The 23502-nt window shown below is 72.0% G+C and carries 19 protein-coding genes; 11 read left to right on the top strand and 8 right to left on the bottom strand.

The genetic code is table 11. From position 1 onward, the window contains the following. Positions 1-2306, top strand: a 2306-nt coding sequence (locus FDA94_RS37320; RefSeq protein WP_281286698.1) for an SbcC/MukB-like Walker B domain-containing protein, incomplete at its 5' end; no start/stop codon positions are given. Positions 2307-2311: 5 nt separating this feature from the next. On the opposite strand, the gene FDA94_RS37315 is transcribed toward FDA94_RS37320, so the two are convergent. Both FDA94_RS37315 and FDA94_RS37310 read right to left on the bottom strand, forming a co-directional pair. Beyond that, complete coding sequence (locus tag FDA94_RS37315; protein WP_246060365.1) at positions 2312-4393, bottom strand: thiamine pyrophosphate-dependent enzyme; 2082 nt, start codon at positions 4391-4393, stop codon at positions 2312-2314. Between the two features lie 251 nt (positions 4394-4644). After that, the gene (locus FDA94_RS37310; protein ID WP_137251740.1) at positions 4645-4890 is read right to left on the bottom strand and encodes a hypothetical protein; all 246 of its coding nucleotides are present in this window, start codon (positions 4888-4890) and stop codon (positions 4645-4647) included. Positions 4891-4912: 22 nt separating this feature from the next. Here FDA94_RS37310 and FDA94_RS37305 point away from each other — a divergent pair, with 22 nt between their 5' ends. After that, a complete protein-coding gene (locus FDA94_RS37305; protein WP_137251739.1) occupies positions 4913-5770 on the top strand; it encodes a hypothetical protein in 858 nt (285 codons plus the stop codon). A 60-nt stretch (positions 5771-5830) separates the two neighbouring features. Here FDA94_RS37305 and FDA94_RS37300 read toward each other — a convergent pair whose 3' ends face one another. The 4 genes from FDA94_RS37300 to FDA94_RS37285 form a co-directional block, all read right to left on the bottom strand. Further along, positions 5831-6688: an ABC transporter permease gene (locus tag FDA94_RS37300; protein ID WP_137251738.1), complete on the bottom strand. Its 858-nt coding sequence runs from the start codon at positions 6686-6688 to the stop codon at positions 5831-5833. Next, on the bottom strand, positions 6685-7656 hold the full coding sequence (locus FDA94_RS37295; protein WP_137251737.1) for an ATP-binding cassette domain-containing protein: 972 nt from the start codon (positions 7654-7656) through the stop codon (positions 6685-6687). Before FDA94_RS37295 ends, FDA94_RS37300 begins: the two co-directional genes overlap by 4 nt. Continuing rightward, positions 7653-8141, bottom strand: a complete 489-nt coding sequence (locus FDA94_RS37290; RefSeq protein ID WP_137251736.1) for a PadR family transcriptional regulator — start codon at positions 8139-8141, stop codon at positions 7653-7655. Before FDA94_RS37290 ends, FDA94_RS37295 begins: the two co-directional genes overlap by 4 nt. Before the next feature lie 67 nt (positions 8142-8208). Next, positions 8209-9321 carry a magnesium and cobalt transport protein CorA gene (locus FDA94_RS37285; protein WP_246060364.1) on the bottom strand — a complete coding sequence of 371 codons (1113 nt, stop codon included), beginning with the start codon at positions 9319-9321 and terminating at the stop codon, positions 8209-8211. Between the two features lie 195 nt (positions 9322-9516). Between FDA94_RS37285 and FDA94_RS37280 the strand changes: the two genes are divergently transcribed. After that, the gene (locus FDA94_RS37280) at positions 9517-10212 is read left to right on the top strand and encodes a M50 family metallopeptidase (protein ID WP_062429143.1); all 696 of its coding nucleotides are present in this window, start codon (positions 9517-9519) and stop codon (positions 10210-10212) included. Here FDA94_RS37280 and FDA94_RS37275 read toward each other — a convergent pair. Then, the gene (locus tag FDA94_RS37275) at positions 10194-11114 is read right to left on the bottom strand and encodes a winged helix DNA-binding domain-containing protein (RefSeq protein WP_137251734.1); all 921 of its coding nucleotides are present in this window, start codon (positions 11112-11114) and stop codon (positions 10194-10196) included. The genes FDA94_RS37280 and FDA94_RS37275 overlap by 19 nt on opposite strands. A gap of 52 nt (positions 11115-11166) precedes the next feature. Between FDA94_RS37275 and FDA94_RS37270 the strand changes: the two genes are divergently transcribed. The 3 genes from FDA94_RS37270 (at position 11167) to FDA94_RS37255 (ending at position 17106) form a co-directional block, all read left to right on the top strand. Beyond that, positions 11167-12354 carry a hypothetical protein gene (locus tag FDA94_RS37270; protein ID WP_246060363.1) on the top strand — a complete coding sequence of 396 codons (1188 nt, stop codon included), beginning with the start codon at positions 11167-11169 and terminating at the stop codon, positions 12352-12354. A gap of 173 nt (positions 12355-12527) precedes the next feature. After that, positions 12528-13679: a hypothetical protein gene (locus tag FDA94_RS40880; RefSeq protein ID WP_246060362.1), complete on the top strand. Its 1152-nt coding sequence runs from the start codon at positions 12528-12530 to the stop codon at positions 13677-13679. A 280-nt stretch (positions 13680-13959) separates the two neighbouring features. Further along, positions 13960-17106, top strand: a complete 3147-nt coding sequence (locus FDA94_RS37255; protein ID WP_246060361.1) for a coiled-coil domain-containing protein — start codon at positions 13960-13962, stop codon at positions 17104-17106. A 36-nt stretch (positions 17107-17142) separates the two neighbouring features. Here FDA94_RS37255 and FDA94_RS37250 read toward each other — a convergent pair whose 3' ends face one another. Beyond that, complete coding sequence (locus FDA94_RS37250; protein ID WP_137251732.1) at positions 17143-17715, bottom strand: TetR/AcrR family transcriptional regulator; 573 nt, start codon at positions 17713-17715, stop codon at positions 17143-17145. Between the two features lie 75 nt (positions 17716-17790). Between FDA94_RS37250 and FDA94_RS37245 the strand changes: the two genes are divergently transcribed. From FDA94_RS37245 to FDA94_RS37225, 5 genes are all read left to right on the top strand, one after another. Then, positions 17791-19350: a carboxyl transferase domain-containing protein gene (locus FDA94_RS37245; RefSeq protein WP_246060360.1), complete on the top strand. Its 1560-nt coding sequence runs from the start codon at positions 17791-17793 to the stop codon at positions 19348-19350. Positions 19351-19355: 5 nt separating this feature from the next. Then, entirely contained in the window at positions 19356-21158 is a 1803-nt protein-coding gene (locus FDA94_RS37240; RefSeq protein WP_137251730.1) for an acetyl/propionyl/methylcrotonyl-CoA carboxylase subunit alpha, read from the top strand. Further along, the gene (locus tag FDA94_RS37235) at positions 21155-22060 is read left to right on the top strand and encodes a hydroxymethylglutaryl-CoA lyase (RefSeq protein ID WP_137251729.1); all 906 of its coding nucleotides are present in this window, start codon (positions 21155-21157) and stop codon (positions 22058-22060) included. Before FDA94_RS37240 ends, FDA94_RS37235 begins: the two co-directional genes overlap by 4 nt. A 2-nt stretch (positions 22061-22062) precedes the next feature. Next, a complete protein-coding gene (locus tag FDA94_RS37230) occupies positions 22063-23214 on the top strand; it encodes an acyl-CoA dehydrogenase family protein (protein ID WP_137251728.1) in 1152 nt (383 codons plus the stop codon). Between the two features lie 91 nt (positions 23215-23305). Continuing rightward, positions 23306-23502: twin-arginine translocation signal domain-containing protein (locus FDA94_RS37225; RefSeq protein WP_137251727.1), on the top strand; the 197-nt coding region annotated here is incomplete at its 3' end.

Raw genomic sequence — 23502 nt, 5'->3', positions numbered from 1 at the left:
ACCGCCGCGACGAACTCGCCCGCCTCGACGCCCTCGACGGCGAGGAGTCGCGCCTGGCCGCGCTGCGAGCCGCCCGCGAGGCCGCCGAGGTCGAGGCCGCCCGCCTAGCGGGCGTGGAGGCCGAACTCGCCGACCGCCTGACCACCCTGCCCGGCCTCCTGGCCGAGGCCGCCGCCCGCCTGGCCGCCTGCCGTGAACAGGCCGCCGCCCTGCCCTCGGCCCGCTCGCGCCTGGTCGCGGCCGAGGAACGGCTCGAAGCGGTGATCCGCCGCGACGAACTCGCCGCCGAACTGGCGATGGCCGAAGACGCCCGCCGGATCGCGGTCGACGCCGCGCAGTCGGCCGTCGACCGCCTCCACGAGATCCGCCAGGCCAGGATCGACGGCATGGCCGCCGAACTGGCCGCCCGCCTGGCCGAGGGCGACCCGTGCGCGGTCTGCGGCTCCCCCGACCACCCCGCTCCGGCCGAGCCGCTGTCCGAGATGGCCACCGCCGACGACGAGGAGGCCGCCCAGGCGGAGGCCGACGCCGCCCAGTCGGCCAGGGAGGCGGCCGAGTCGCAGGTCGCGAGCCTGGGCGGCCGGCACGAACGCGCCGCCGACGTCGCCGACGGCCTGTCCCCGGCCGAGGCCGAACAGGCCCGCGAGGAGGCGCGAGCCGACCTGGCCGCCCTGGAGGCCGCCGCCGCCCGCGAACCCGTCCACCGCGACGAGGTCGACCGCCTGGAGACGGCCCTCGCCGACGTCCGCGAGGCGGAGGCCGAGACCGCCCTCGCCCTGCGCGAACTCCAGACCAGGCAGCAGACCTCCCGCGCCGAGGAGGAGCGGATCGAGGTCCGCCTGTCCGCCGCGCTCGACCCGGGCGAAACGGTCTCATCCCGCCGCACCAGCCTGACCGCCGAAGCGACCGCGATCGGCAGGGCCCTGGCGGCGGAGACGACGACGACCACCCTGACCGGTCTGCTCGCGGACGCCCGCCGCCAGGTCGCGGCCACGACCAGAGGCACCCGCCTGGAGCCCGCGGATCCGATCGACCCCGCGGTCTGGCCTGACGTCCCGGCCGCGCAGGGCCTCCTGGCCCAGACGCGGCAGGCCGTCGAGGAGCTCACCGCCGTCCTCGACGGCCGCCTCGCCGCCCGGCAGAGCGCCGAGCAGCTGACCCGCGAGGTCGCGGACCTGAAGGTCAAAGAGAGCGCCGACGCCACGCTCCTCATGGAGACCCGGGCCGCGCGGGGCCGGTTCGCCCACGAGGAGTCCGAGCTCACGACCCGCCTCGACCGGCTGCGCGGCGACGACGCCTCCATCCACGAGCGGGTCGAACGCCTCCGCGCCGAGACCGAGGCCTACCGCCACGCCGCCGAGGTCTCCGAGGCCCTGCACGAGGCCAGGCGGGAACTCTCCGCCGCCCAGAACGCCGCGCTGGCCGCCGCCGTCGAGGCGGGCTTCACCGGCCTCGACGACCTGGCCGCCGCCCGCCGCACCCCGGCCGAGATCGACGAGATGGGCGCCCGCCTGCGCGAACTGGGCGACGAACTGGCCGCCGTGGTCCGCGCCCTCGCCGACCCCGAACTGAAGGCCGCCGCCGACCAGCCCCCGCCCGACCTCCCCGCCCTCCAGCGGGCCCACGACGAGGCCGACGCGGCCCGGTCGGTCCAGGTCTCCGCCCGCGACGGCGCCGTCGCCCGCCTCACCCAGCTCACGGCGCTGGCGGCCGAACTCGCCGAGGCGCAGGCCCGCCGCGCCCCGGCCGAGCGCCGCCACCGGCTGGCCCGCCGGATGGCCGAACTCGCCAACGGCACCTCCTCCGACAACCAGTGGGACATGCCCCTGTCGTCCTACGTCCTCGGCGAACGCCTCCGCCAGGTCGCCGACGCCGCCAACGAACGCCTCACCCACATGTCCGACGGCCGCTACCTGCTCCAGTACGACGTGAAGAAGACGGCCGGGCACCGCGGCCGCTCGGGCGGCGGGCTGGGCCTGCGCGTCCTCGACGCCTGGACCGGCGTCGACCGCGATCCGGCCACCCTCTCGGGCGGCGAGAGCTTCATCACCTCACTGGCCCTCGCGCTCGGCCTGGCCGACGTGGTCGCGGCCGAGGCGGGCGGCGCGGAGATCGGCACCCTCTTCGTCGACGAGGGCTTCGGCACCCTCGACGAGGAGACCCTCGACGACGTCCTCGACATCCTCGACTCCCTGCGCGAGGGAGGCCGGGCGGTCGGCGTGGTCAGCCACGTCGCCGAACTGCGGGTCAGGATCCCGGCCCAGCTTCGCGTCCACAAGGGCAGAGCGGGCTCGACCCTGCGCTGAGGCGCTCAGGAGAGCAGTTTGTGGGCGGCGTGCTCGATCTCCTGCTCGCCGAGCAACACCTGGTCGGACGCCGCGCCCAGGGGCACGAAGCTGTCCTGCGAGGTCACGCGGGCGATCCGGCCGGTGAAGCCGTTGTCGACGAGCGCCGTCACGATCGCCTCCGACACGCCGCCCGTCCGGCGCGTCTCGTCGGCGATCAGCACGTTCCCGGTCAGCTCGGCCGAGCGCATCAGGTCGTCGATCGGCAGCGGAGACAGCCAGCGCAGGTCGAGGACGCGGCAGCTCTTCTCCTCCTGCGTCAGCCGGACCGCCGCCCGCAGGCTCATCCGCAGGCCGTTGCCGAAGGTCACGATCGTCAGGTCGCGGCCGTCGCCGTAGGAACGGGCGCGGCCCACGGGGACATGGGTCTCCGCCCACCGCGACGGCGGGGCGTAGGGGGCCAGCCAGCCGTTGTCGCCCTCGTCGAACAGGTCGCGCGTGTGGTAGAGCGCGATCGGTTCGAGGAACACGCAGACCGTGCCCTGGGTGCGGGCGGTGGCCAGGCAGGTGCGCAGCATCGCGGCCGCGTCGTCGGGGCGGGCCGGGGCGGCGATCACCAGGCCGGGGATGTCGCGGAGGGCGGCGACGGAGTTGTCGTTGTGGAAGTGGCCGCCGAAGCCCTTCTGGTAGGCGAGGCCGGGGACCCGGACGACCAGGGGATTCCGGTACGCGCCCTGGGAGAAGAAGCTCAGCGTCGACGCCTCGCCGCGGATCTGGTCGAGGGCGTTGTGCAGGTAGGCCAGGTATTGGATCTCGGGAACCGGGGTCAGGCCGGAGACGCCGGAGCCCAGGGCCAGGCCGAGGATCGCCTGCTCGTCGAGGAGGGTGTCGAAGACGCGCTCGGTGCCGAACTGGCGGACCAGCCCCCGGGTGACGCCGTAGACGCCGCCCTTGCGGGCGACGTCCTCGCCGAAGACGATCAGGCCGGGGTCGTCGAGCATCTGGTCGGCGAGGGTCCGGTTGATCGCCTGGGCCAGGGTGAGGCGTCCCTCGTCTTCCGGGAGGACGCGGAAGAGGTCCTCCCGGCCCTTCGGGGCGTGGGCCGACTCCGTCGCGACGCGCTGCGGGTCGCGGGGGGAGATGGGGGCCATGATCTCGCGGGCGCTGGTCAGCTTCGGCCGGCGGCCCGCCTCCGCGGCGAGCTTGAGGACGTGGTCGCGCTCGGCCTCGTACCGGGAGAGAAGGCCGTCGGGGGTCTCCAGGCCGGCCTCGACCAGGAGCGCCGCGGTCGCCACGAGCGGGTCGTGCGCCAGGTCGGCGGCGATCTCGCGGCGGGTGCGGTAGCCGATCTCGACGTCGGAGCCCGCGTGGCCCATCAGACGCACCGTCTTCAGGTGGAGATAGGCGGGCGACCGGTTCTCGCGGACGTGGGCCGCGGCCTTCCGCGCGACCTCGTAGGTCTCGGCGATGTCGGAGCCGTCGGCGGTGAAGTACTCGATCAGCGACTGCCGTGACGCCTCGACCCAGCCGGGCGGGGTCCGGACGCTGATGCCGATGCCGTTGTCCTCGCACACGAAGAGGATCGGCAGCGACAGGCCCCGGTAGGCGCCGTAGGCGGCCGTGTTGAACCCCGACAGGGCGCTCGCGTGGTTGACCGACGCGTCGCCGAAGCTGCAGACCGCGATCGCGTCGGGGGCCCACGCACTGGAGACGCCGAGCTGGCGGCCGCGTTCGATCGCGAACGCCACGCCGACCGCGCGCGGCAGGTGGCTGGCGATGGTGGAGGTCTGCGGGATCACCGCGAGCGAGGGGTGGCCGAAGACCTTGTGCCGTCCGCCCGCGATCGGTTCCTCGGCCGAGGCGGCCAGGCCGAGCAGGATGTCGCGCAGGCCCTCGTTGGCCACCCGGCCCGCCTGTGACGACCGGGCCAGGTAGAAGGCCCCCGACCGGTAGTGGAGCAGCGCCGGGTCGGTCTCCCGCAGCGCGAAGGCGACGGCCGCGTTGCCCTCGTGGCCGGCCGAGCCGATCGTGTAGTGGCCCAGCTCGTTCTCGCGCATCCAGCGCGCGGCCACGTCGCAGAGGCGGCTGGCCAGCTGGGCGTCGTACACCCTTCTGGCCTGTCTGCCGGTCAGTGGTGAACCGGGACGGACTGGACGCTCCGGGTCTCCCTTCGCAGCCGGGGGGCGAAGCGCCCCGACGACCTCGGCGAAATGCGTCTCAACAGTGTCCCGCGCCACATGCCCGATTATGTCGTCACCTCGTGCGTGCCGTCCTGCCCCTTGCGCAGTCCGGCCCGATTTGACAAGTTTTCATCACAACATGTCAGGAGATCAAACCATTCCGCCGCAAAAGCCGTCTACTAGAAAGGCAGAAAGCGCGGCACCCTCACGTCGCGTTCGACACACACGGGGAAGGAAAACACCCGCATGTTGAAACGCATCAGCGCCGTGATTCTCGCGGCGGCAGTGGCGTCGGTGGGATTAGCCACCGGCACCGCGGCGAACGCCGCCACGGCGGACAAGCCGACCGTGTCCGACATCACGATCAACCCCAGTCCCGTGGTCGTGACCAGCCGTGACAAGGTCACCGCGACGTTCTCCTTCATCGCGGGGAACATCGCCACGGACGTGACCGCAACGATCACGCCCAAGGGCGGCGCCGCGGTGCCGCTCAAGCTCGACAAGGCCGACGTGCCGACCATCACCACCAGCAAGAAGTACGTCGGCACCTACCAGTTCGGCCGCGGCGAGGCCGCCGGCGACTGGACGCTCGCCATCAAGGCGGGCAACGCCTCCGGCACCACCGAGGCCTCCAAGGGCTTCCGCGTCGTGCAGGTCTGGTCGACCGACATCGTCAGGTTCGGCGCCGGCCCTGAGCCGGCGAGGTTCGGCTCCGCGCTGACCGTCTCGGGCCGGCTGCTCATCCTCGGCCCGAAGGGCCCCGACGGCCTGAAGGACCAGCGAGTCAAGATCCTGTTCAAGGAGAGGGGCTCCTTCCGCTGGAAGACCGTCGCCTGGGACCGCACCAACTGGCGCGGTGACTTCGCGGTCCGCGTCAAGGCCCTCAAGTCGGGCTGGTGGAAGGCCGAGTACGACGGTGTCCGGGGCTTCACCCACGGTTCGAGCAGCGGCAGTGACCAGGTCACCGTCTTCCGCCCGAGGCCGCCGAAGCCCGACGCCGCCAGCCGCGTCGTCGACTTCAACGCCTCCCCCGAACCGGTGAAGAAGGGCAAGAAGCTCTCCCTCGTCGGTGAGCTGCAGACCTGGGACCACGGTCGCTGGGACGGCTACGAGGGCAAGGTCACCGTCTGGTTCAAGGCGAAGTCCGGCAAGTGGACCTACGTCAAGACCGCCTGGACCGACGGCTCGGGCGAGTTCTCGACCACGGCCACGGCCAAGAAGACCGGTGACTGGCGCGTCGTCTTCGCGGGCGACAAGGACACCAAGCCCAGCAACAGCAAGTCCGACTGGGTGCTCGTCAAGTAACACCCGCACCTGAGAGAGCCCGGGACACCCCACGCGTCCCGGGCTCTTTCGCGCGAAGAACTACTCGGTACGCCGGAAGCGAGCGATGGCGAGCTGCAGCAGCACGAACCCGATCACCGCCACGATGACCAGCTCGAACCAGACCGGCAGCCGCCAGCCGAACCAGTTGATGCCCGGGTTCAGCAGCGCCATGACCTGGGGGTCCACGGTCAGGTGACCGAAGACGGCCTCCCGCATCGGGTCGACCGCGTAGGTCAGCGGGTTGATGACCGTCAGGACGTGCAGCCAGGCCGGCAGGTTGGCCAGCGGGTACATCGCGCCCGACAGGAAGATCATCGGCATGATCGCCATCTGCATGATGCCGAAGAACGTCTGCATGTTCTTCATCCCGGCGGCCAGCAGCGTGCCGAACGCGGTGATCGTGAACGCCGCCAGCAGCATCTCGGCCAGCAGCGTGACGATCAGCACCGGGTCGTAGGGCACCCCGACCAGCCCGGCCATGGCCAGGATGATCACGCCCTGCGCGGTGGCCACGAGCGCCCCGCCCAGGCACTTGCCGAGCACGATCGCGCCCCGGCTGACCGGTGCGACCAGCATCTCGCGCAGGAACCCGAACTCGCGGTCCCACACGATCGACGCGGCCGAGAACATGGCCGTCGTGATGACCGTCATGGCGAGCACGCCGGGGTAGATGAAGGTGCGGTAGTCCAGGCCGGGGATGGCGTTCTTCACGATCGAGCCCAGACCCGTACCGAGCACGAAAAGGAAGAGGATCGGCTGGGCCAGCGAGGACACCAGCCGCGTGTGGTCGTTGACGAACCGCAGCATCTCCCGGCGCAGCACCACCTTCACCGCACGCACGTCGTGGGCCAGGCCGCCCGTGGGCAGCCGTACCGCGGCGATCTCGGTCGCTGTCATCGGCGCAGCCTCGCTCTCATCATCTGGTTCATCCCGCCCGACTCCTCTTCGGCGTCGCGGATGGTCGAGCCGGTGTAGTTCATGAACACGTCGTCGAGCGTCGGCCGATGCACGCTGACCCCGGTGATCGGCAGCCCGAGTTCGGCGAACAGTCTCGGCACGAACTCCTCTCCTGAGGCCACCGCGAAGGTCACCGCGCCGTCGTGGACGCCGGCGTCGACGTCGAAGCGTTCTTTCAGCGCCGCGATGGCGGCCTGGTCGTCGGAGGTGTGGATCTGCACCCGGTCCTTGCCCACGCTGGCCTTCAGCGCCTCGGGGGAGTCGATGACGACGATCTCACCGTGGTCGATGATCGCGATGCGGTCGCAGTACTCGGCCTCGTCCATGTAGTGGGTGGTCATGAAGATCGTGATGTCCTCGGTCCGGCGGAGCTCGTTGATGTAGCCCCAGATCGCCGAGCGGGTCTGCGGGTCGAGCCCGACCGTCGGCTCGTCGAGGAACAGCACGCGGGGGGAGTGCAGGAGCCCGCGGGCGATCTCCAGGCGGCGCTTCATGCCGCCCGAGAAGGTCTGGACCTTGCTGTCGCGGCGGTCCCACAGGGCCACCATCTCCATGACCTGCCGAAGCCGTTCGTCCACCACCGACCGGGGCACGCCGTAGAGCTCTGCGTGGAAGCGGAGGTTCTGCTCGGCGGTGAGATAGGAGTCGAGCGTGGGGTCCTGGAAGACCAGGCCGATGTTGCGGCGGACCTCGTCGCGCTCCTTGACGACGTCGTGACCGGCGACCCGGGCCGATCCGCCGGTGGGGTTGATCAGGGTGCAGAGCATGCTGATCGTGGTCGACTTGCCGGCCCCGTTGGGGCCGAGGAAGCCGAACACCTCGCCGTGCGCGACCTCGAAACTGACGCCCTTGACCGCGTCGACCTTGCCGTAGGACTTCTCGAGCCCGGTGACCTCGACGGCGTTCATCGATCCCCTTCCTCGTCGTCGTCACCGGCCAGGATGCGGAACATCTCGCGGCGGGTGGTCTTCAGCAGCTTCTTCGTCTGGGCCACCTGCTCGTCGGTGGCGACCTGGGTGAGGTGGATGAACGCCTCGGCGAGCTGACCCCAGAGCAGCCGCATCTCGTGGCGGTCCTCGGTCATCCCCTGGGCCACCTCGGTCCAGGGTTCGGGTCCGGTACGGCTGCCGGCGACCTCGCGGCCCTCGTCGGTCAGCCGGTAGACGCGCGCGCCCGCCGACTCCCCGGCCGCGACCAGGCCCTCGTCCTCCAGCTGCTGGAGCGACGGGTAGACCGATCCGGGGGAGGGCCGCCAGAGCCCGCCGCTGCGGCGGGAGATCTCCTCGATCATCTGGTGGCCGTTGCGGGGCTCCTCGGCGAGCAGCGCGAGCAGCGCCGCCCGGACGTTGCCGCGCCTGACCTGCAGGAGCGACGGTATGGGGGGAGCGGGCATGACTAAACCTCCGACTATCTAGATATTCTCAAAGATATATCTCGATAGTCGGACGTGTCGACATGATTCACAACCAGTCGCGGCGCTTGAACACGATGTAGAGCGTCAGGCAGACACACCCCATGAGCAGCACCGCGAACGGGTAGCCGAGGGTCCAGTGCAGCTCGGGCATGTGGTCGAAGTTCATCCCGTAGATCGTGCCGACCAGGGTCGGGGCGAACAGGATGGCCGCCCAGGCGGAGATCTTCTTGACCTCGTCGCCCTGGGCGATGCTGGCGCCGGTGAGCTTGGTCATCTCCTCGTTCTGGGCCTGGCTGACCAGGGTGGAGTTGACGATCAGGATGTCCTGGAGCATCTGCCGGAACCCGGCCACCCGCTCGGTGACGGTGATCGCGTGGTCGGCCACGTCGCGCAGGTAGCTCTGCAGCTCCTCGTCGACGCCGAACTTGGGGGCGTGCTGGATGAAGCCGTCGAGCATCTGGGTGAGCGGCAGGGTGGCCCGCTGGAACTCGATGACCTCGCGCGACAGCTCGTAGATGCGCCGGGGGGCCGCCGGGTCGCCACCGAAGACCTGCACCTCGATCTCGTCGATGTCGTTCTGCAGGCCGGCGACCACGGGGGCGTAGGCGTCGACGACGGTGTCGAGGATGGCGTACAGGACCGCCTGCGGACCCTGGCGGAGCAGGTCGGGGTCGTTCTCCATGCGCTTGCGGACCAGCGACAGGTCGGGGGCCTCGCTGTGGCGGACCGTGATCACGAAGTCGGGGCCGAGGAAGATGTGCAGCTCGCCGAAGGCGACCTCCTCCTCGGCGTCGAGGTAGTTGGCGGCCCGCAGCACCATGAACAGCGTGTCGCCGTAGCGGTCGGCCTTGGGCCGCTGGTGGGCCACGATGGCGTCCTCGATGGCGAGGTCGTGCAGCCCGAACTCCTCGGCGACCTTGAGCAGTTCGGTGTCCTCGGGGCGATAGAGACCTATCCACGCCATCGACCCCGGATGGGCGCGCAGGGAGGCGAACGCGCCCGCGAGGGACAGGGGTGAGTCGATCCGGTGCCCGTTCAGATAGATCGCGTTGTCGATGACGCTCTGTCTGACCAGGACCTCTTCCGGCTTACGGGGGTCCATCGACGCCTCGGGGGAGGCGTCTCGTCTCATCCAGGTCCGCATTCGCAGCTTTGCCACAGGGTGACGTTATCCCTCCATACCCGGATCAATCCTCTGAGGCGCCCAACCCCCTAGGCTTTGCCCCAAGCGAGACGCTGACAGCCGGAGGCCGGCTGTGGCTCGCGCTGTGAATCTGCCTGGAAAGCGAGACGCTGACGGCCGGAGGCCGGCTGTGGCTCGCGCCTTGAATCTGCCTCGATAAAAGGTGGCCCCCTGAAAGCCCTCTGGAACCAGCTCATCGACACCCATCCGGCGCCGCCGCTGTGGGTGATCGCGGTCGCGGGAGTCGTGGCCTTCGGCATCGTGGCCTATCCGCAGACCTGGCATCTGTCGCGCGGCCTGATCACGATCGCCCATGAGGGCGGGCACGCCCTGATGGCGGTGCTGACCCGGCGCAAGCTGCGCGGCATCCGGCTGCACTCCGACACCTCGGGGGTGACGCTGACGCGGGGCCGTCCGACGGGTCCGGGCATGGTGCTGACGGCGGCGGCCGGCTACATTGCCCCCTCGCTCGTGGGGCTGGGCGCCGCGTGGCTGACCGACGCCGGGCACGTGACGCTGCTGCTCTGGCTGGTGCTCGTGCTGCTCACCTGCATGCTCCTGCTGATCAGGAACGTGTTCGGGGTGGTCTCGCTGCTGGCCGTCGGCGGCGCGGTGTTCTGCGTGTCGTGGCTGGCGACGCCCGACATCCAGGGCGTGGTGGCCTACGGCGCGGCCTGGTTCCTCATGCTCGGCGGGGTGCGGCCCATCCTCGAACTCCAGCGCAAGCGGCGGCGCGGCCGGGCCCCCGACTCCGACGCCGACCAGCTCGCGCGGCTGACGCGGGTCCCCGGTGCATTATGGGTGTTTCTGTTTTTCGTGGTGTCAGTGGTGGCATTGGGATATGGCGGCTATTTGCTGGTGATGTGAAGGAAATTCGCGATGTCCGCGATTTCCTGATCGACGGGAATTTCGCCGCCGTTTCCGCCGAGTGACCACGTTCCGACGATCACGCCGTCCTTGACAACGGCCGGGCGGATGATTCCCCCGCCGGGGGCGATCGTGGCCGTTGGAACGGTCATCGGGGCACGTTCCTTCCAGCCGAGCAGAAACTCATCGAAGGCGGGCAGCAGCCTGGTGCCTTCCCACGGCTCTTTCTCCGGTACGTCGTGATGCGCGCGCCGCGCGTCCTTCAGGCTCACCCCCGACCAGTGGGCGAGGTCCTCGGGCGTGGCGGGTGAGTGGGCGCGCGCGTACCGCGAGCCGAGCTCCCTGAGGGCCCTGTCGCGGTCGGGCTCGAAGGCGATCGGCGCGCCCAGCCAGTCGGCGGCGTGGACATAGGTGGCCTTGCCGCCCCTGTCGGGCCCGAGCACCAGCCGCCCCCGCTCGGCGGCGAGCGCGGCCAGATGGATGATCGCCTGGCCTTCGACGCGGAGCCGCTCGCCGAGCTCGGCCTTGGTGAGCGGCCCCTGCCCGAAGGTGGCCTTCTCGACCCGCCCGGCCAGGTCGTCGCCGGTGACGCCGAGCTGGGCGAGCCGCCGGGCGATCGTGCTGGTCGAGGGCCGCGTCAGCGAGAGCAGCCACGGCAGGTCGTCGGCGGCGATCAGGTGCAGCGTGCCGCGCGGCCCCCACGCCCGGACGATCTCCCCGGCCTGGAGGGCGGCCTCCACGTCGGCCCTGGTGAACCCGGCGCCCCGGGCGCGCAGCGCCAGCGCCGCCGCCTTCGCATCCTGCGCCTGCACGGCCAGGAGGGCGCGCACCAGCTCCGGGACGGTCGTGCGGGGCCGGTCGAGGAGCTGCGCGGCGGCCCGTCTCGGCCATGGATCGTTCACGGAACGATCCTAGGAACACGGAATGTCGGAGGGGTGCCCTACGGTGGGGCGCGTGCTACCCGAGACGCTCGACTCGGCGCTGTCCGACGAGGCGGTGCTGGTCACCTATCGCCGCATGTTCGCCGCCCTGGCCCGCGACAGCGGCGCCGTCGTCGACGACCCGGCGCTCGTCGACATCGCCGAGACCCTGTTCGCGGCGTTCGCCGAGGCGGGCGAAGAGTGGCTGACCCACGAGCAGATGCGCCACGCGTGCCGCGCCCACCCGGTCGAGCAGTTCGAGAACCGGCTCCGCGTGCTGCGCGGCCTTGGCGCGATCCGCGAGGTGTTCCCCAAGCCCAACCAGCTGCGCTACCGGGCGTCGTTCACGTCGGTCGTCGGCCTGATGTTCATCCGCCGCATGATGGACGACGGCGGCCAGAGCGAGATGCACCGCCTGCTGGCCCTCGAAGACCTGACGGTCGCCGGCCCGCGCACGACGATGGAGCAGGCCCGCCGCTCGGCCGACATGCTGGCCCGCGCCTTCCGCCTGTGGGCCCTCGAACTCGTGACCCTCACGACCGGCACCATCGAGGAGCTCCGCGAACAGGCCCCCAAGCTGTGGGGCACCGAGGAGATCGCCCGCCGCGCCCAGAGCCTGCACACCACGATCCTGACCCGCTGGCCCGACCTCGACCGCGTCTGCACCGACCTCCGCTCGGCCATCTACGCCTACAGCGACGCCTCCCGCCGCGCGGCCGGCCGCCTGGCCGACTCGGCCGGCACGACCCGCAACCTGACCCTCCTCCCGGCCGAGACGTGGCGCACCTTCGCCCAGACGGCCTCCCGCGAACGCCTCGCCGCGGTGCTGGAGGGCTTCGTCTTCGACGCCGCCGCGCCGTGGCACGACCCGGGCGCGATCGTCCGCGCGGTCGACGAGGCCCCCCGGCCCGTTCCCGTCCGCCCCGCGCCGCCACGCTCCGCCCTCCCCGACGAGGGCGCGTCGTCGTCGTTGGCGGCGAACGCTCCCGGGCGGTTCACGGAGGTGGCCGAAGCACTGCTCGGCGAGCGTGACGCCGTGGCGCTCGAAGAGGTGCTGACGGGCGACTGGTCGACGATCCGCCGCGTGCTCGCCGACCTGGCGTCGGCCGACCTGCATCCCGAAGCGCCCTACCGGCTGGCCTGGTCCGACACCCTGACGGCCGACCCGTCGGGGCACCCGAGCTGGCTGTCGCACGGCCGGTTGGAGCGGACCGATGGGTGACGTTGAATCTTCCGGTCGGTGTGACCGGTCGCGTCTCGTGGGCGGTGGAACCGGCCGACGGCCGGCCCTCCGGGGCACCCGAGCCGGCTGTCGCACGGCCGGCCGGTGTGACCGGTCGCCTCTCGTGGAATGCGGCCGGGCTTCGTTCGCCGGCGGATCGGGGGGCCGGTCGCGTGGGTGAGCTGCACGCCGAGGCGCGTTCCTCGGGTCTGGTGAAGCTGGCCGGTTCCGTGCCGCCCGGGTTCGTCCGGGTCGGTGAGGTCGGGGTGCCCGTGTGGCCCGACGGGGCGTCGCCATCGCTGCTGGAGGAGTACCAGGTCGCCGCCGCGCCCGTGGAGCGGGCGGGGGAGACCCGGCGCGTGCTGGCCTGCTGTCTGCGCATGTGCTGGGCCGACCTCGACGCCGAGCCGTGGCCGGGGGTGTGGGCGGCGGTCGACGACGTGCTCGCCTGCTACCGCACCATGGTCGGGCGGACCGACGACTCGGTGCGGAGCTGGGCCGTGGGGGCGCTGCGGCGGCTCCACGACACCGGCTGGATCGTGCTGTCCGGGTTCGGGACCCTCCGGCTCGGGCCGCGCTGCGTGCTCTGGACCGCCGACGGCCACGTCCAGCTGCGGGAGCTGATGCGGCGCATCGCCGCGCCCGCGCCGTCGGGCGAGGTGACGCCGGTCGTCGAGGCGCGCGACGAGGGGGCCGAGGAGTTCGGCGACCTGCTCGGGGCGTTCGACGAGCGGCGCCGGGCCGAGCTGGTGGCCGCGTTCGTGGCGGTCGAGACGGCGGCCGAGCCGGTCCACGAGGCGCGGTTCGCCGCGCTGCGCGATCCGGCCCTGCGGCGGGCGCTGATGGAGATGCTGGCCCGCCGGGGGCGGGTGCTGCAGCAGCGGCGCGACGCGTGGATCTCCGGCTACACCGACGCCTACCGGGTCACCTCCCTGCCGGAGGCCGAGCGCGCGGTGCTGGCGCTGGTGCTGGTCCACTCGGTGGCGATCCCCCGGGCCGAGGGCCTGCTGGGCGAGGACACCTGGCTGTCGCAGTATCCGGTCGCGACCGAGGAGCTGCGCCGCCGCACCCTGCTGCCCATCGGCGAGCTGGAGGCCGCGCTGCGGTCGCTCCGGCAGGCGGGGCTGATCGCCCAGCAGAAGACGAACGAAGAAGGCGCGGGCGGCTACGTGCCGGGCCCGCAGTTCCACCGGCTGACGCGGGCGGCGCGGGCGCGGCTGCAGGAGGAGCTCATCCTCGCGGCCGGCCCGCAGACGCCCCTCGCCGTGGCCATCCGGGCCAAACGCCGCCGCCACGAGCCGGCGGGCCCGGACGGGGAAACATGATGCGCGGTCTCCCGGCAGGTGGAGCGCCGCGAGTCGGCGGCCCTGGACCGGGGAGCCTGATGCGCGGTCTCCCGGCTGGTGGAGCTCCACGAGTCGGCGGCTCTGGATGGGGGAGCCTGATGCGCGGTGTTCCGGCGCGGGCGGCGCGTTCGGGCGGAGCTTCCGGCGAGGCGGCCATGGGGTGTCCGTCGACGGCGCCGGTCGCGGGCGGGTGGGCTCCTTGTGCCGGGCGCCGGTCGCGGGGAGGTCTTCGGGTTGTTCGGTTCGGAAAGGGCATGGGATGACTGAGGTCGTCGATCTGAGTGGAGACAAGCCGGGGGAGCCGGGGGCCTCCGGGTTGTTCCAGGTCGTCGTGCCGATCGACGACGTGCGGCCGGTCCGGGCCGCGCAGGACAACGTCGTCGGCGACCGGGTGCTGGTCGCGGTGCAGGCGGTCAACATCTCGCGGCTGTCGACCCACACCGTCCCGATCGTGCCGGGCACGCTCGTCGTCGTGGCGGGGGCCGGGCCGAAAGACTCCAACGGGGCCGGGAAGTCGTCGTTCATCGCCGCGATCACGGCGCTGCTCGGCGACGAGCAGTGGCGGTTCGCCTCGGGGGCGAAGGCCGTCTCCGAGCTGCTGTTCAACGCCGAACTGGCCGCGCACGGCGACCAGCAGTGGGCCAGCGCCGACCACGGCTACATCGTCGGCGTCTTCGACGTGCCGTCGGCCGGGGTGCCGGTGACCGTGTGGGTGCGGGTCAACCAGGAGGCGCCGCACCTGGAGGTGCGGTGGGCCGAGGGCGTCCACCTGGCCACCGCCGCCTCCGAGGCCGAGCGGGTCACCCACGCCGACGTCATCTGGTCGGGGCTGCCCAAGAGCGCGGGGCGGCGCGACGTCGTCGCCCGCGACCTGACCCGCGTCCTCTACGGCGACCGGGTCAGGTGCGTCTCGTTCCTCTCCACGTCCGTACGCAGCAAGGTCGCCACCAACCTGCTCTCCCAGCCCCTCAACGAGATCTCGCCCGACCGCATCTTCGAGGCCATCGCCGCCCTGACCGGCCTCGACGCCGAGCTCGACCAGGAACGCGAGGCCCGCCGCGACGAACACGCCAAACGGGTCCGGGCCGAAGACGCCCAGCAGCGCCTGGCCGACTTCGAAGACGAGTCCCGTCACCTGCTCGCCGCCTTCGACCGCCGCGACAAGGCCCGCGAACGCCTGGCCGACGCCCTGAAGCACTGGCGCGGCCGTCTGGCCCGCCGGGTCGCCGACGCCGCCGAGGCCGAGGGCACCCTGGCCGCGCAGCGAGCCGAGTTCGACGCCGCCGCCGAGACGGCCGAGTCGGCGATCGCCGAGGTCAAAGCCGAGATCGCCGCCCTGCGCGACGACTCGCTCGACCGCGCGCTGGCCACCGCCCGCCGCGAACTGGCCGCCATCCAGGCGAGCGCCGCCCGCGTCGAGGCCGAACGCGCGGTCGCCCAGAACACCGCCGACCAGCTCCGCGCCCAGATCCCCGCCCTGGAGGAGCAGCGCCGCCGCGCCGACGGCCGCGACCCGGCCCGGGCCCGCGCCGAACTGGCCGAGGCCCGCAAGGTCCACGCCGAGGCCCTCAAGGCCCTGGGCGTCGCCGACCGCGAACACGAGACCGCCCAGGCCGCCCTCCGCGACGCCGAGAACGGCCCGGCAGCCGCTCAGCTCACGGCGCTGGGCCTGGCCGGCATCCCCGCCGCCGGCCTCCTCGACGCCCTCGACGTGGCGGAACAGGCCCGCGACAGCGGTCACTCCGCCCCGGCCGGATCGGCCGCGCTCGCCGCCGATCGCTCCCGCGCCGCCGTCACCGAGGCGCTCGGCGACGGCCCCGCTGAGGCTCGCGGCACCGCCACCGGTGCCCACAGCCCGGATCAGATCCGCGACTCCGTCGGCGGCGCGGGCACCCGTGCGGCCGATGTCGCCGGACACGCGCGCGACGCCGCCGCCCGCGACGCCGTGGTGGTCGACGCCGCCGACATGGACGCCGCCGCGAAGGCGCTGGCCGGCTTCCCCGGGTCGGTCGTCGTCTCCTCGTCCGGGGTGACCGTCGTGGGCATGGCCGAAGCCCAGGTCACCGGTCGGGACGCCCGCGTCAAGGCCGCCGCCAAGCGGGTCGAGCGGGCCGTCGCGGCGCAGGAGGCCGCCGCCTCGGCCGTGCGGAGGGCCGAAGACGGCGTCACCGCGGCCGAGCGCCGGGTCGAGGGCGCCGAGGCCGCCGACCGGCTGGCGGAGCTCGCCACCCGCCTCGACGCCCAGCGCGACCGGCTGACCGAGCTGACCGCGGCCGCCGGGGAGCTCACCCCGGCGCTCGACGCCGCCGAGGAGCAGGTCGGCGCGCTCGACTTCAGGGCCCGCACCCGCGACGTCGAGGCCGACCGACTCGACGGCCGCCGCCACGCCCTGACCGCCCGCCGCGACGAGGCCCGTGCGGGCGCCGCCCGCATCGAGGCCCAGCGGACCGCCCTCGGGCTCGACCGACTGGTCAGAGACTGGGGCGGCACCGTCGAGGGCGCCCAAGAATGGCTCGCCGCCGACGAGCTGACCGCCGACGAATGGTGGCGGGCCGCCGAACGCCACCTCGACGCCGCCCTGCGCGGCACCTTCGACGACGGCGACGAGATGCCCGAGGAACTCGCCTACCTCATCGCCGCCCGCAAGGACGGCCGCGCCGCCGAGGAGCTGGCCACCTTCCAGGCGGTGTGCAACGCGCTCGGCTCCTACCTGCGCGCCCAGGAGGAGTACGAACGCCACCAGCGCCGCCAGATCGAGACCCAGATCACCACCCGCCGCCGCGACCTCGCCGCCGCCACGAGGGGCGCCGAGGAGGCCGCCCAGTCGACCGCCGTGCACCGCGCGACCCTCACCGAGGCCATCCGCGCCCGCCTGACCCGGGTGGCCGAGGAGTTCGACCGCCTCGACACCGGCTACGGCGGCTACGGCGCGGCCCTCGACTTCCCCGTCCCTGCGGCCCCGGCCGACCCGGAGCAGCGTTGGTCGTGGCGGGTGGTCCCGAAGTGGAAGCGCGGCGAGGGCCAGGGCTACGTGCCCTACAACCGCCGGGCCAACACGGCGCTGATGGACGAGAAGGCGGTGAAGCTGGTCTGCGCGGCGGCCATCGCCTCCAGCGGCGGCAAGCACCTGACGCTGGTCCTCGACGAGCTCGGCCGCAACCTCGGCAAGGAGCACCGCCGCGAGGCGGTCGCCCTGTTCCGCCGCATCGGCGAGACCTACGGCATCACCGTCATCGGCGCCCTCCAGGACGACATGGAGCCCTACGCCATCGACGCCTGCGGCCAGTATGTGAAGCTCCGCCGGTCGTCCGACGCGATGGCCTACAACGAGCCGCCCATCATCATCGCCCATGACAAGCACGCCGACCGGGTGCGGATGCTCACCGACTTCGTGACTCGCACGTAAGAAATCTACTTTGTAAAGGCGTCGGCCCGGCGCGTGTTAACGGTCGCTAACAGCAGCCCGCAGCGACGTCCGGGCCATGACCTCCAGCACCGCCGCCATCTCGTCGCGCCCCAGCTCTCCGACGCTCCGGGGCGTCGAGTTCAGCAGCCCGAACACGGCGTGCACCGCGGCCCGCACCCTGGCCACCGCGCACCCCGGATGAAGGTCGCGCACCACGCCCACCCACTCTTCGACGTAGAGGCGCTGGAGCCGGCGGATGGCCCGCTGGTCGGCCTCGGGCACGTTGTGCAGTTCCCGCTCGTGCACCCGGATCAGCTCCGGATGGCCGAGGGCGAACTCGATGTGGCCCCTGACCAGCACGTCCAGCGCCTGAGAGGGATCCAGAGCCGCAGCGGAGGCGCCGGCTGAGGAGAGCCGGCCCGAGATGTCGAGCAGGATCTCGGTCAGCAGCGCCTCCTTGCCCCGGAAGTGGCGGTAGAGCGCGGGCCCCGACACCCCCACCGCCGCGCCGATCTCCTCGATGGACACCCCGTGGAAGCCGCGCTCGGCGAAGAGGGCCGCCGCGGCGTCGAGGATCTCGGCCCGCCTGTTCCGGGTAGGTGTGGTCACAAGCCCCCATGGTAGACGTCTATGTTAATGGCGACTAACGTGAGGCGCGGAGACGACGGAGGAGGTGGCCGACAGGTGTGGCCGGTTCTGTCCAGTTCGGGTGATCCGGGCGGGGCGCCGTACAAGAAGAACGCCGAGGTCAACGAGCGGCTCGTCGCCGAGCTGCGGGAGCGGCTCGACACGGCCGCCAGGGGCGGGCCCGAGCGGTCGCGGATCCGGCATGTCGAGCGCGGCAAGCTCCTCCCCAGAGACCGGGTCGACGCGCTGCTCGACCCCGGCGCGCGGTTCCTGGAGCTCTCGCCGCTGGCGGCGACGGGGCTCTACGACGACGCCGCGCCGGCGGCCGGGATCATCACCGGCGTCGGCCGGGTCAGCGGCCGTGAGGTCGTGATCGTCGCCAACGACGCGACCGTCAAGGGCGGCACCTACTATCCGATGACCGTCAAGAAGCACCTCCGCGCCCAGGAGGTCGCCCTCGACAACCGTCTGCCCTGCGTCTACCTGGTCGACTCCGGCGGCGCGTTCCTGCCGAAGCAAGATGAGGTCTTCCCCGACCGCGAGCACTTCGGCCGGATCTTCTACAACCAGGCGACCATGTCCGCGAAGGGGATCCCGCAGGTCGCGGCGGTCCTCGGGTCGTGCACGGCCGGCGGCGCCTACGTCCCGGCGATGAGCGACGAGGCGGTGATCGTCCGGAACCAGGGCACGATCTTCCTCGGCGGGCCGCCCCTGGTGAAGGCCGCGACGGGGGAGGAGGTCACCGCCGAGGAACTGGGCGGCGGCGACGTCCACTCGCGGATCAGCGGGGTGACCGACCACCTGGCCGACGACGACGCCCACGCGCTGCGCATCGTCCGCGACATCGTGGCCACCTTCGCCCCCGGGAAGAAGGCGTGGGAGCGCGCCGAGACCGAGGCGCCGAAATACGAGCCCCGGGAGCTCTACGGCATCGTGCCCCCCGACCCGCGCACCCCTTATGACGTGCGCGAGGTCATCGCCCGCATCGTCGACGGCAGCCGGTTCCTGGAGTTCAAGCAGGAGTACGGCCCGACCCTCGTCACCGGCTTCGCGCGCATTCACGGGCATCCGGTCGGGATCGTCGCCAACAACGGCATCCTGTTCGCCGAGTCGGCCCTCAAGGGCGCCCACTTCATCGAGCTCTGCGACCGGCGCGAGATCCCGCTGGTGTTCCTGCAGAACATCAGCGGGTTCATGGTCGGCAAGGCCTACGAGCAGGGCGGCATCGCCAAGCACGGCGCCAAGATGGTCACCGCCGTCGCCTGCGCGCGGGTGCCGAAGCTGACCGTGGTCGTCGGCGGTTCGTTCGGGGCCGGCAACTACGCGATGGCCGGGCGGGCCTACTCGCCGCGCTTCCTGTGGATGTGGCCCAACGCCCGCATCTCGGTCATGGGCGGCGAACAGGCCGCGACCGTGCTGTCGATGGTCGGCGACGCCGATCCCGAGGCGATCCGGGCCCAGTACGAATCGCAGGGCAACCCCTACTACTCGACCGCGCGCCTGTGGGACGACGGCGTCATCGACCCCGCCGACACCCGGACCGTCCTCGGCCTGGCCCTCGGGGCCTGCGCGAACGCGCCGCTGGAGCCGGTCGGCTACGGCGTCTTCCGGATGTGAGGCCCATGTTCGACACCGTTCTGGTCGCCAACCGGGGCGAGATCGCCCTCCGTGTCATCAAGACGCTGCGCCGCCTGGGCATCCGGTCGGTGGCCGTCCACACCGAGGGCGACACGACTCATGCCGACGAAGCCGACATGGCGGTGAAGATCGGGAGCTACCTCAACGCCGACGAGGTGATCCAGGCCGCTCTCCAGGTGAACGCTCAGGCCGTGCACCCCGGTTACGGCTTCCTCTCCGAGAACACGCGCTTCTCCCAGGCCTGCGCCGACAGCGGCATCGTCTTCGTCGGCCCGCCCGCCGCCGTGATCGAGGCCATGGGCGACAAGATCCGCGCCAAGGAGACCGTCGCCGCCGCCGGGGTCCCGGTCGTCCCGGGCGCGTCGGCCGACCTGGAGAGCTTCGGCGACTTCCCCGCGCTGATCAAGCCGTCCGCCGGGGGCGGCGGCAAGGGCATGGTGCTGGTCCGTTCGAAGGAGGAACTGCCCGACGCCCTCGCCTCGGCCGCGCGCACCGCCCTCGCCGCCTTCGGCGACGACACCCTTCTCATCGAGCGGTACGTCGAGAGCCCCCGCCACATCGAGATCCAGGTGCTGGCCGACAGCCACGGCAACGTCGTCCACCTGGGCGAACGCGAGTGCAGCCTGCAGCGCCGGCACCAGAAGATCATCGAAGAGGCCCCTTCGCCCCTGCTCGACGAGGCCACGCGGGCCAAGATGGGCGCCGCCGCCGTGGAGGCCGCGCGCAGCGTCGGCTACGTCAACGCGGGCACCATCGAGTTCATCGTCCACGGCACGACCGGCGAGTTCTTCTTCATGGAGATGAACACCCGCCTCCAGGTCGAACACCCCGTGACCGAACTCGTCACCGGTCTCGACCTGGTCGAACTCCAGCTCAGGGTGGCCGCGGGCGAGGAACTGCCGCTGACCCAAGACGACGTGCGGCTCGACGGCCACGCCGTGGAGGCCCGCGTCTACGCCGAAGACCCCGCGCGCGGCTTCCTCCCGAGCACCGGTCGCATCCTCAAGCTGGCGGAGCCGGCGGTCCGCTTCGACTCGGGCATCGCCGAGGGCGGGGTGGTCGGCACGGGATACGACCCGATGCTCGCCAAGGTCGTCGCCTGGGCGCCCACGAGAGACGAGGCCCTGACCAAGCTCCAGCGGGCGCTCCACGACACGGTCATCCTCGGCGTGACCACCAACCTGGGCTTCCTCCAGAGGCTCGTCGAGAACCCCCGGGTCCGGCAGGGCGTGCTCGACACCGGGCTCGTGGAGCGCGAGCTCGACCCGGCCGAACCGGCGGTCCCCGGGTACGTCCTGGCCGAGGCGGCCCGCCTCTTCACCCCGGTGGCGGCCTCCGACGACCCGTGGGACATCCCCGACGGCTGGCGGCTGGGCCGGCACCGCCCGGCGGCCCACCTGCTGGAGGTCGGCGGGGAGATCGTCGAGGCGCCCGAAGGCGACGGGGTGACCAGGCGGTTCACGACCGCCCGCGACGGCGCGACGCTGTGGCTGCACGCCGGAGGGCGGACGTACAAGATCACCAAGCATGAGCCCATCGAGGAGCGGTCGGCCGCCGCCCAGGCGGGTGACGGCGCGGTGCGCAGTCCGATGCCGGGGACGGTCCTGGTCGTGAAGGCCGCGCAGGGCGACCGGGTGGCCGAGGGGCAGCCGCTGCTGATCGTGGAGGCGATGAAGATGGAGCACACCGTCACCGCCCCGATCGCCGGCGTCGTGACCGTGAACGTCCGCGCCGGCCAGCAGGTCGCCCTCGACGAGGTGCTCGCGATCGTGGAGGCGCCGGAATGACGTACAAGATCGAGAACCTGCCCGACGAGGTCACGATCTACGAGGTCGGGCCGCGCGACGGGCTGCAGAACGAGAAGACGGTCGTGCCGGTCGAGGTGAAGGCCGAGTTCGTCACCCGGCTCGGGGCGGCGGGCCTGAAGGTCATCGAGACGACCAGTTTCGTCCATCCCAAGTGGGTGCCGCAGCTCGCCGACGCCGAAGAGCTGCTCAAGGTCGTCCACCGAAAAGACCAGGTGCGCTATCCGGTGCTGGTGCCGAACGAGCGCGGCCTCGACCGCGCGCTCGAACTGGGCTGCACCGAGATCGCGATCTTCGGCAGCGCGACCGAGACCTTCGCCCAGCGCAATCTGAACCGGTCGCTGAAGACCCAGTTCGACATGTTCGCCCCGGTGGTCCGGCGGGCCGGGGAGAACGGGCTCAGGGTCCGCGCCTACGTGTCGATGTGCTTCGGCGACCCGTGGGAGGGGCCGGTCCCGATCGGCCAGGTCGTCGACGTCGGCAGCCGGCTGCTCGACCTCGGCTGCGCCGAGCTGTCGCTGGGCGACACGATCGGCGTGGCCACCGCCGGGCACGTCGGCGCGCTGCTCGACGCCTTCCCCCGGGAGCGGCCGCTCGCGGTCCACTTCCACGACACCTACGGCCAGGCCCTGGCCAACGTCGTCGAGGCCCTCCGCCACGGCATCACCGTCATCGACGCCAGCGCGGGCGGCATCGGCGGCTGCCCCTACGCCAAGTCGGCCACCGGCAACCTCGCCACCGAAGACCTGGTCTGGCTTCTCGACGGCCTCGGCGTCCGCCACGGCGTCGACCTCCCCGCGCTCGCCGCCACCAGCCACTGGCTCGCCGGGCAGCTCGGCCGCCCCAGCCCCAGCGCGGTGGTCCGCGCCCTCACGAAGGAGTGAGCATGCTCTCCGAAGACCACGAAGACCTGCGCAAGACCGTCGAGGCGTTCGCCCGCGACGAGGTCGCCCCGGTCATCGGCGACCTCTACGAGAAGGGCGAGTTCCCCTACGACATCGTCCGGAAGATGGGCGCGATGGGCCTGTTCGGGCTGCCCATCCCCGAGGAGCACGGCGGCATGGGCGGCGACTACTTCGCCCTGTGCCTGGCGCTCGAAGAGCTGGCCCGGGTCGACTCCAGCGTCGCCATCACCCTGGAGGCCGCCGTCTCGCTGGGCGCGATGCCGCTGCACCGCTTCGGCACCCCCGAGCAGAAGGACGAATGGCTGCCGAAGCTGGCGGCCGGCGAGCTGCTGGGCGCGTTCGGGCTGACCGAGCCGGGCGGCGGCTCCGACGTGCCCGGCGGCATGCGGACCACGGCCGTCCTCGACGGCGGCGAGTGGGTGATCAACGGGTCGAAGGCGTTCATCACCAACTCCGGCACCGCCATCACCGGCTTCATCGGGGTCGCCGCGATCACCGGGCGGCGGGCCGACGGGAAGCCCGAGATCTCCACGATCATCGTCCCGGCGGGCACTCCCGGCCTGGTGGTCTCCGAGAAGTACTCGAAGGTCGGCTGGTCGTCCAGCGACACCCGGGAGCTGTCGTTCACCGACTGCCGGGTCCCGGCGGCCAACCTCCTCGGGCAGCGCGGCCGGGGCTACGCCCAGTTCCTGCAGACCCTCGACGAGGGCCGGATCGCCATCGCCGCCCTGTCGGTCGGCCTGGCCCAGGGCTGCGTCGACGAGTCGGTCCGGTACGTCGCCGAGCGCCACGCCTTCGGCCACCCGATCGGCCACTACCAGGCGATGCAGTTCAAGGTCGCCGACATGGAGGTCCGGGCCCACACCGCCCGCCTGGCCTACTACCACGCGGCCGACCGGATGCTGCGCGGCCTGCCGTTCAAGAAGGAGGCCGCCATCGCCAAGCTGGTCGCCTCGAACGCCGCGATGGACAACTCGCGCGACGCCACCCAGATCTTCGGCGGCTACGGCTTCATGAACGAGTACCCCGTCGGCCGCTTCTACCGCGACGCCAAGATTCTGGAGATCGGTGAGGGCACGAGCGAGATCCAGCGGCTCCTCATCGCCCGCGAATTGGGGCTTGGAGGGCTCTGACCACGATTAATTAATCCTTAGAAAGCCGATCAAGCGTGCGGGTCCACTCCCGGCTGCTGGTTGTCTGTGTACGACAACCCCCGTAACCCAGATGAAGGGCATCACAGTGGACCTGAACGTCACTCGTCGTCGCGTCATCGGCACCGCCGCGCTGGCCGGGGTCGGCGTCGCCGTCGCGGCGTGTTCGGGAGAGCAGGGCACCACCGCCGAACCCGCTCCGGCCGACACCAACGCCGCGCCCCCGGCCGCGACCGACGCCCCCGCGACCGACGCCCCCGCGGCCGGCGG

The organism is Herbidospora galbida (genome assembly GCF_005233835.1).
GTDB lineage: Bacteria > Actinomycetota > Actinomycetes > Streptosporangiales > Streptosporangiaceae > Herbidospora > Herbidospora galbida.
The sequence above is the reverse complement of the archived record's forward strand: the minus strand, read 5'-3'. Positions and strand labels throughout refer to the sequence as shown.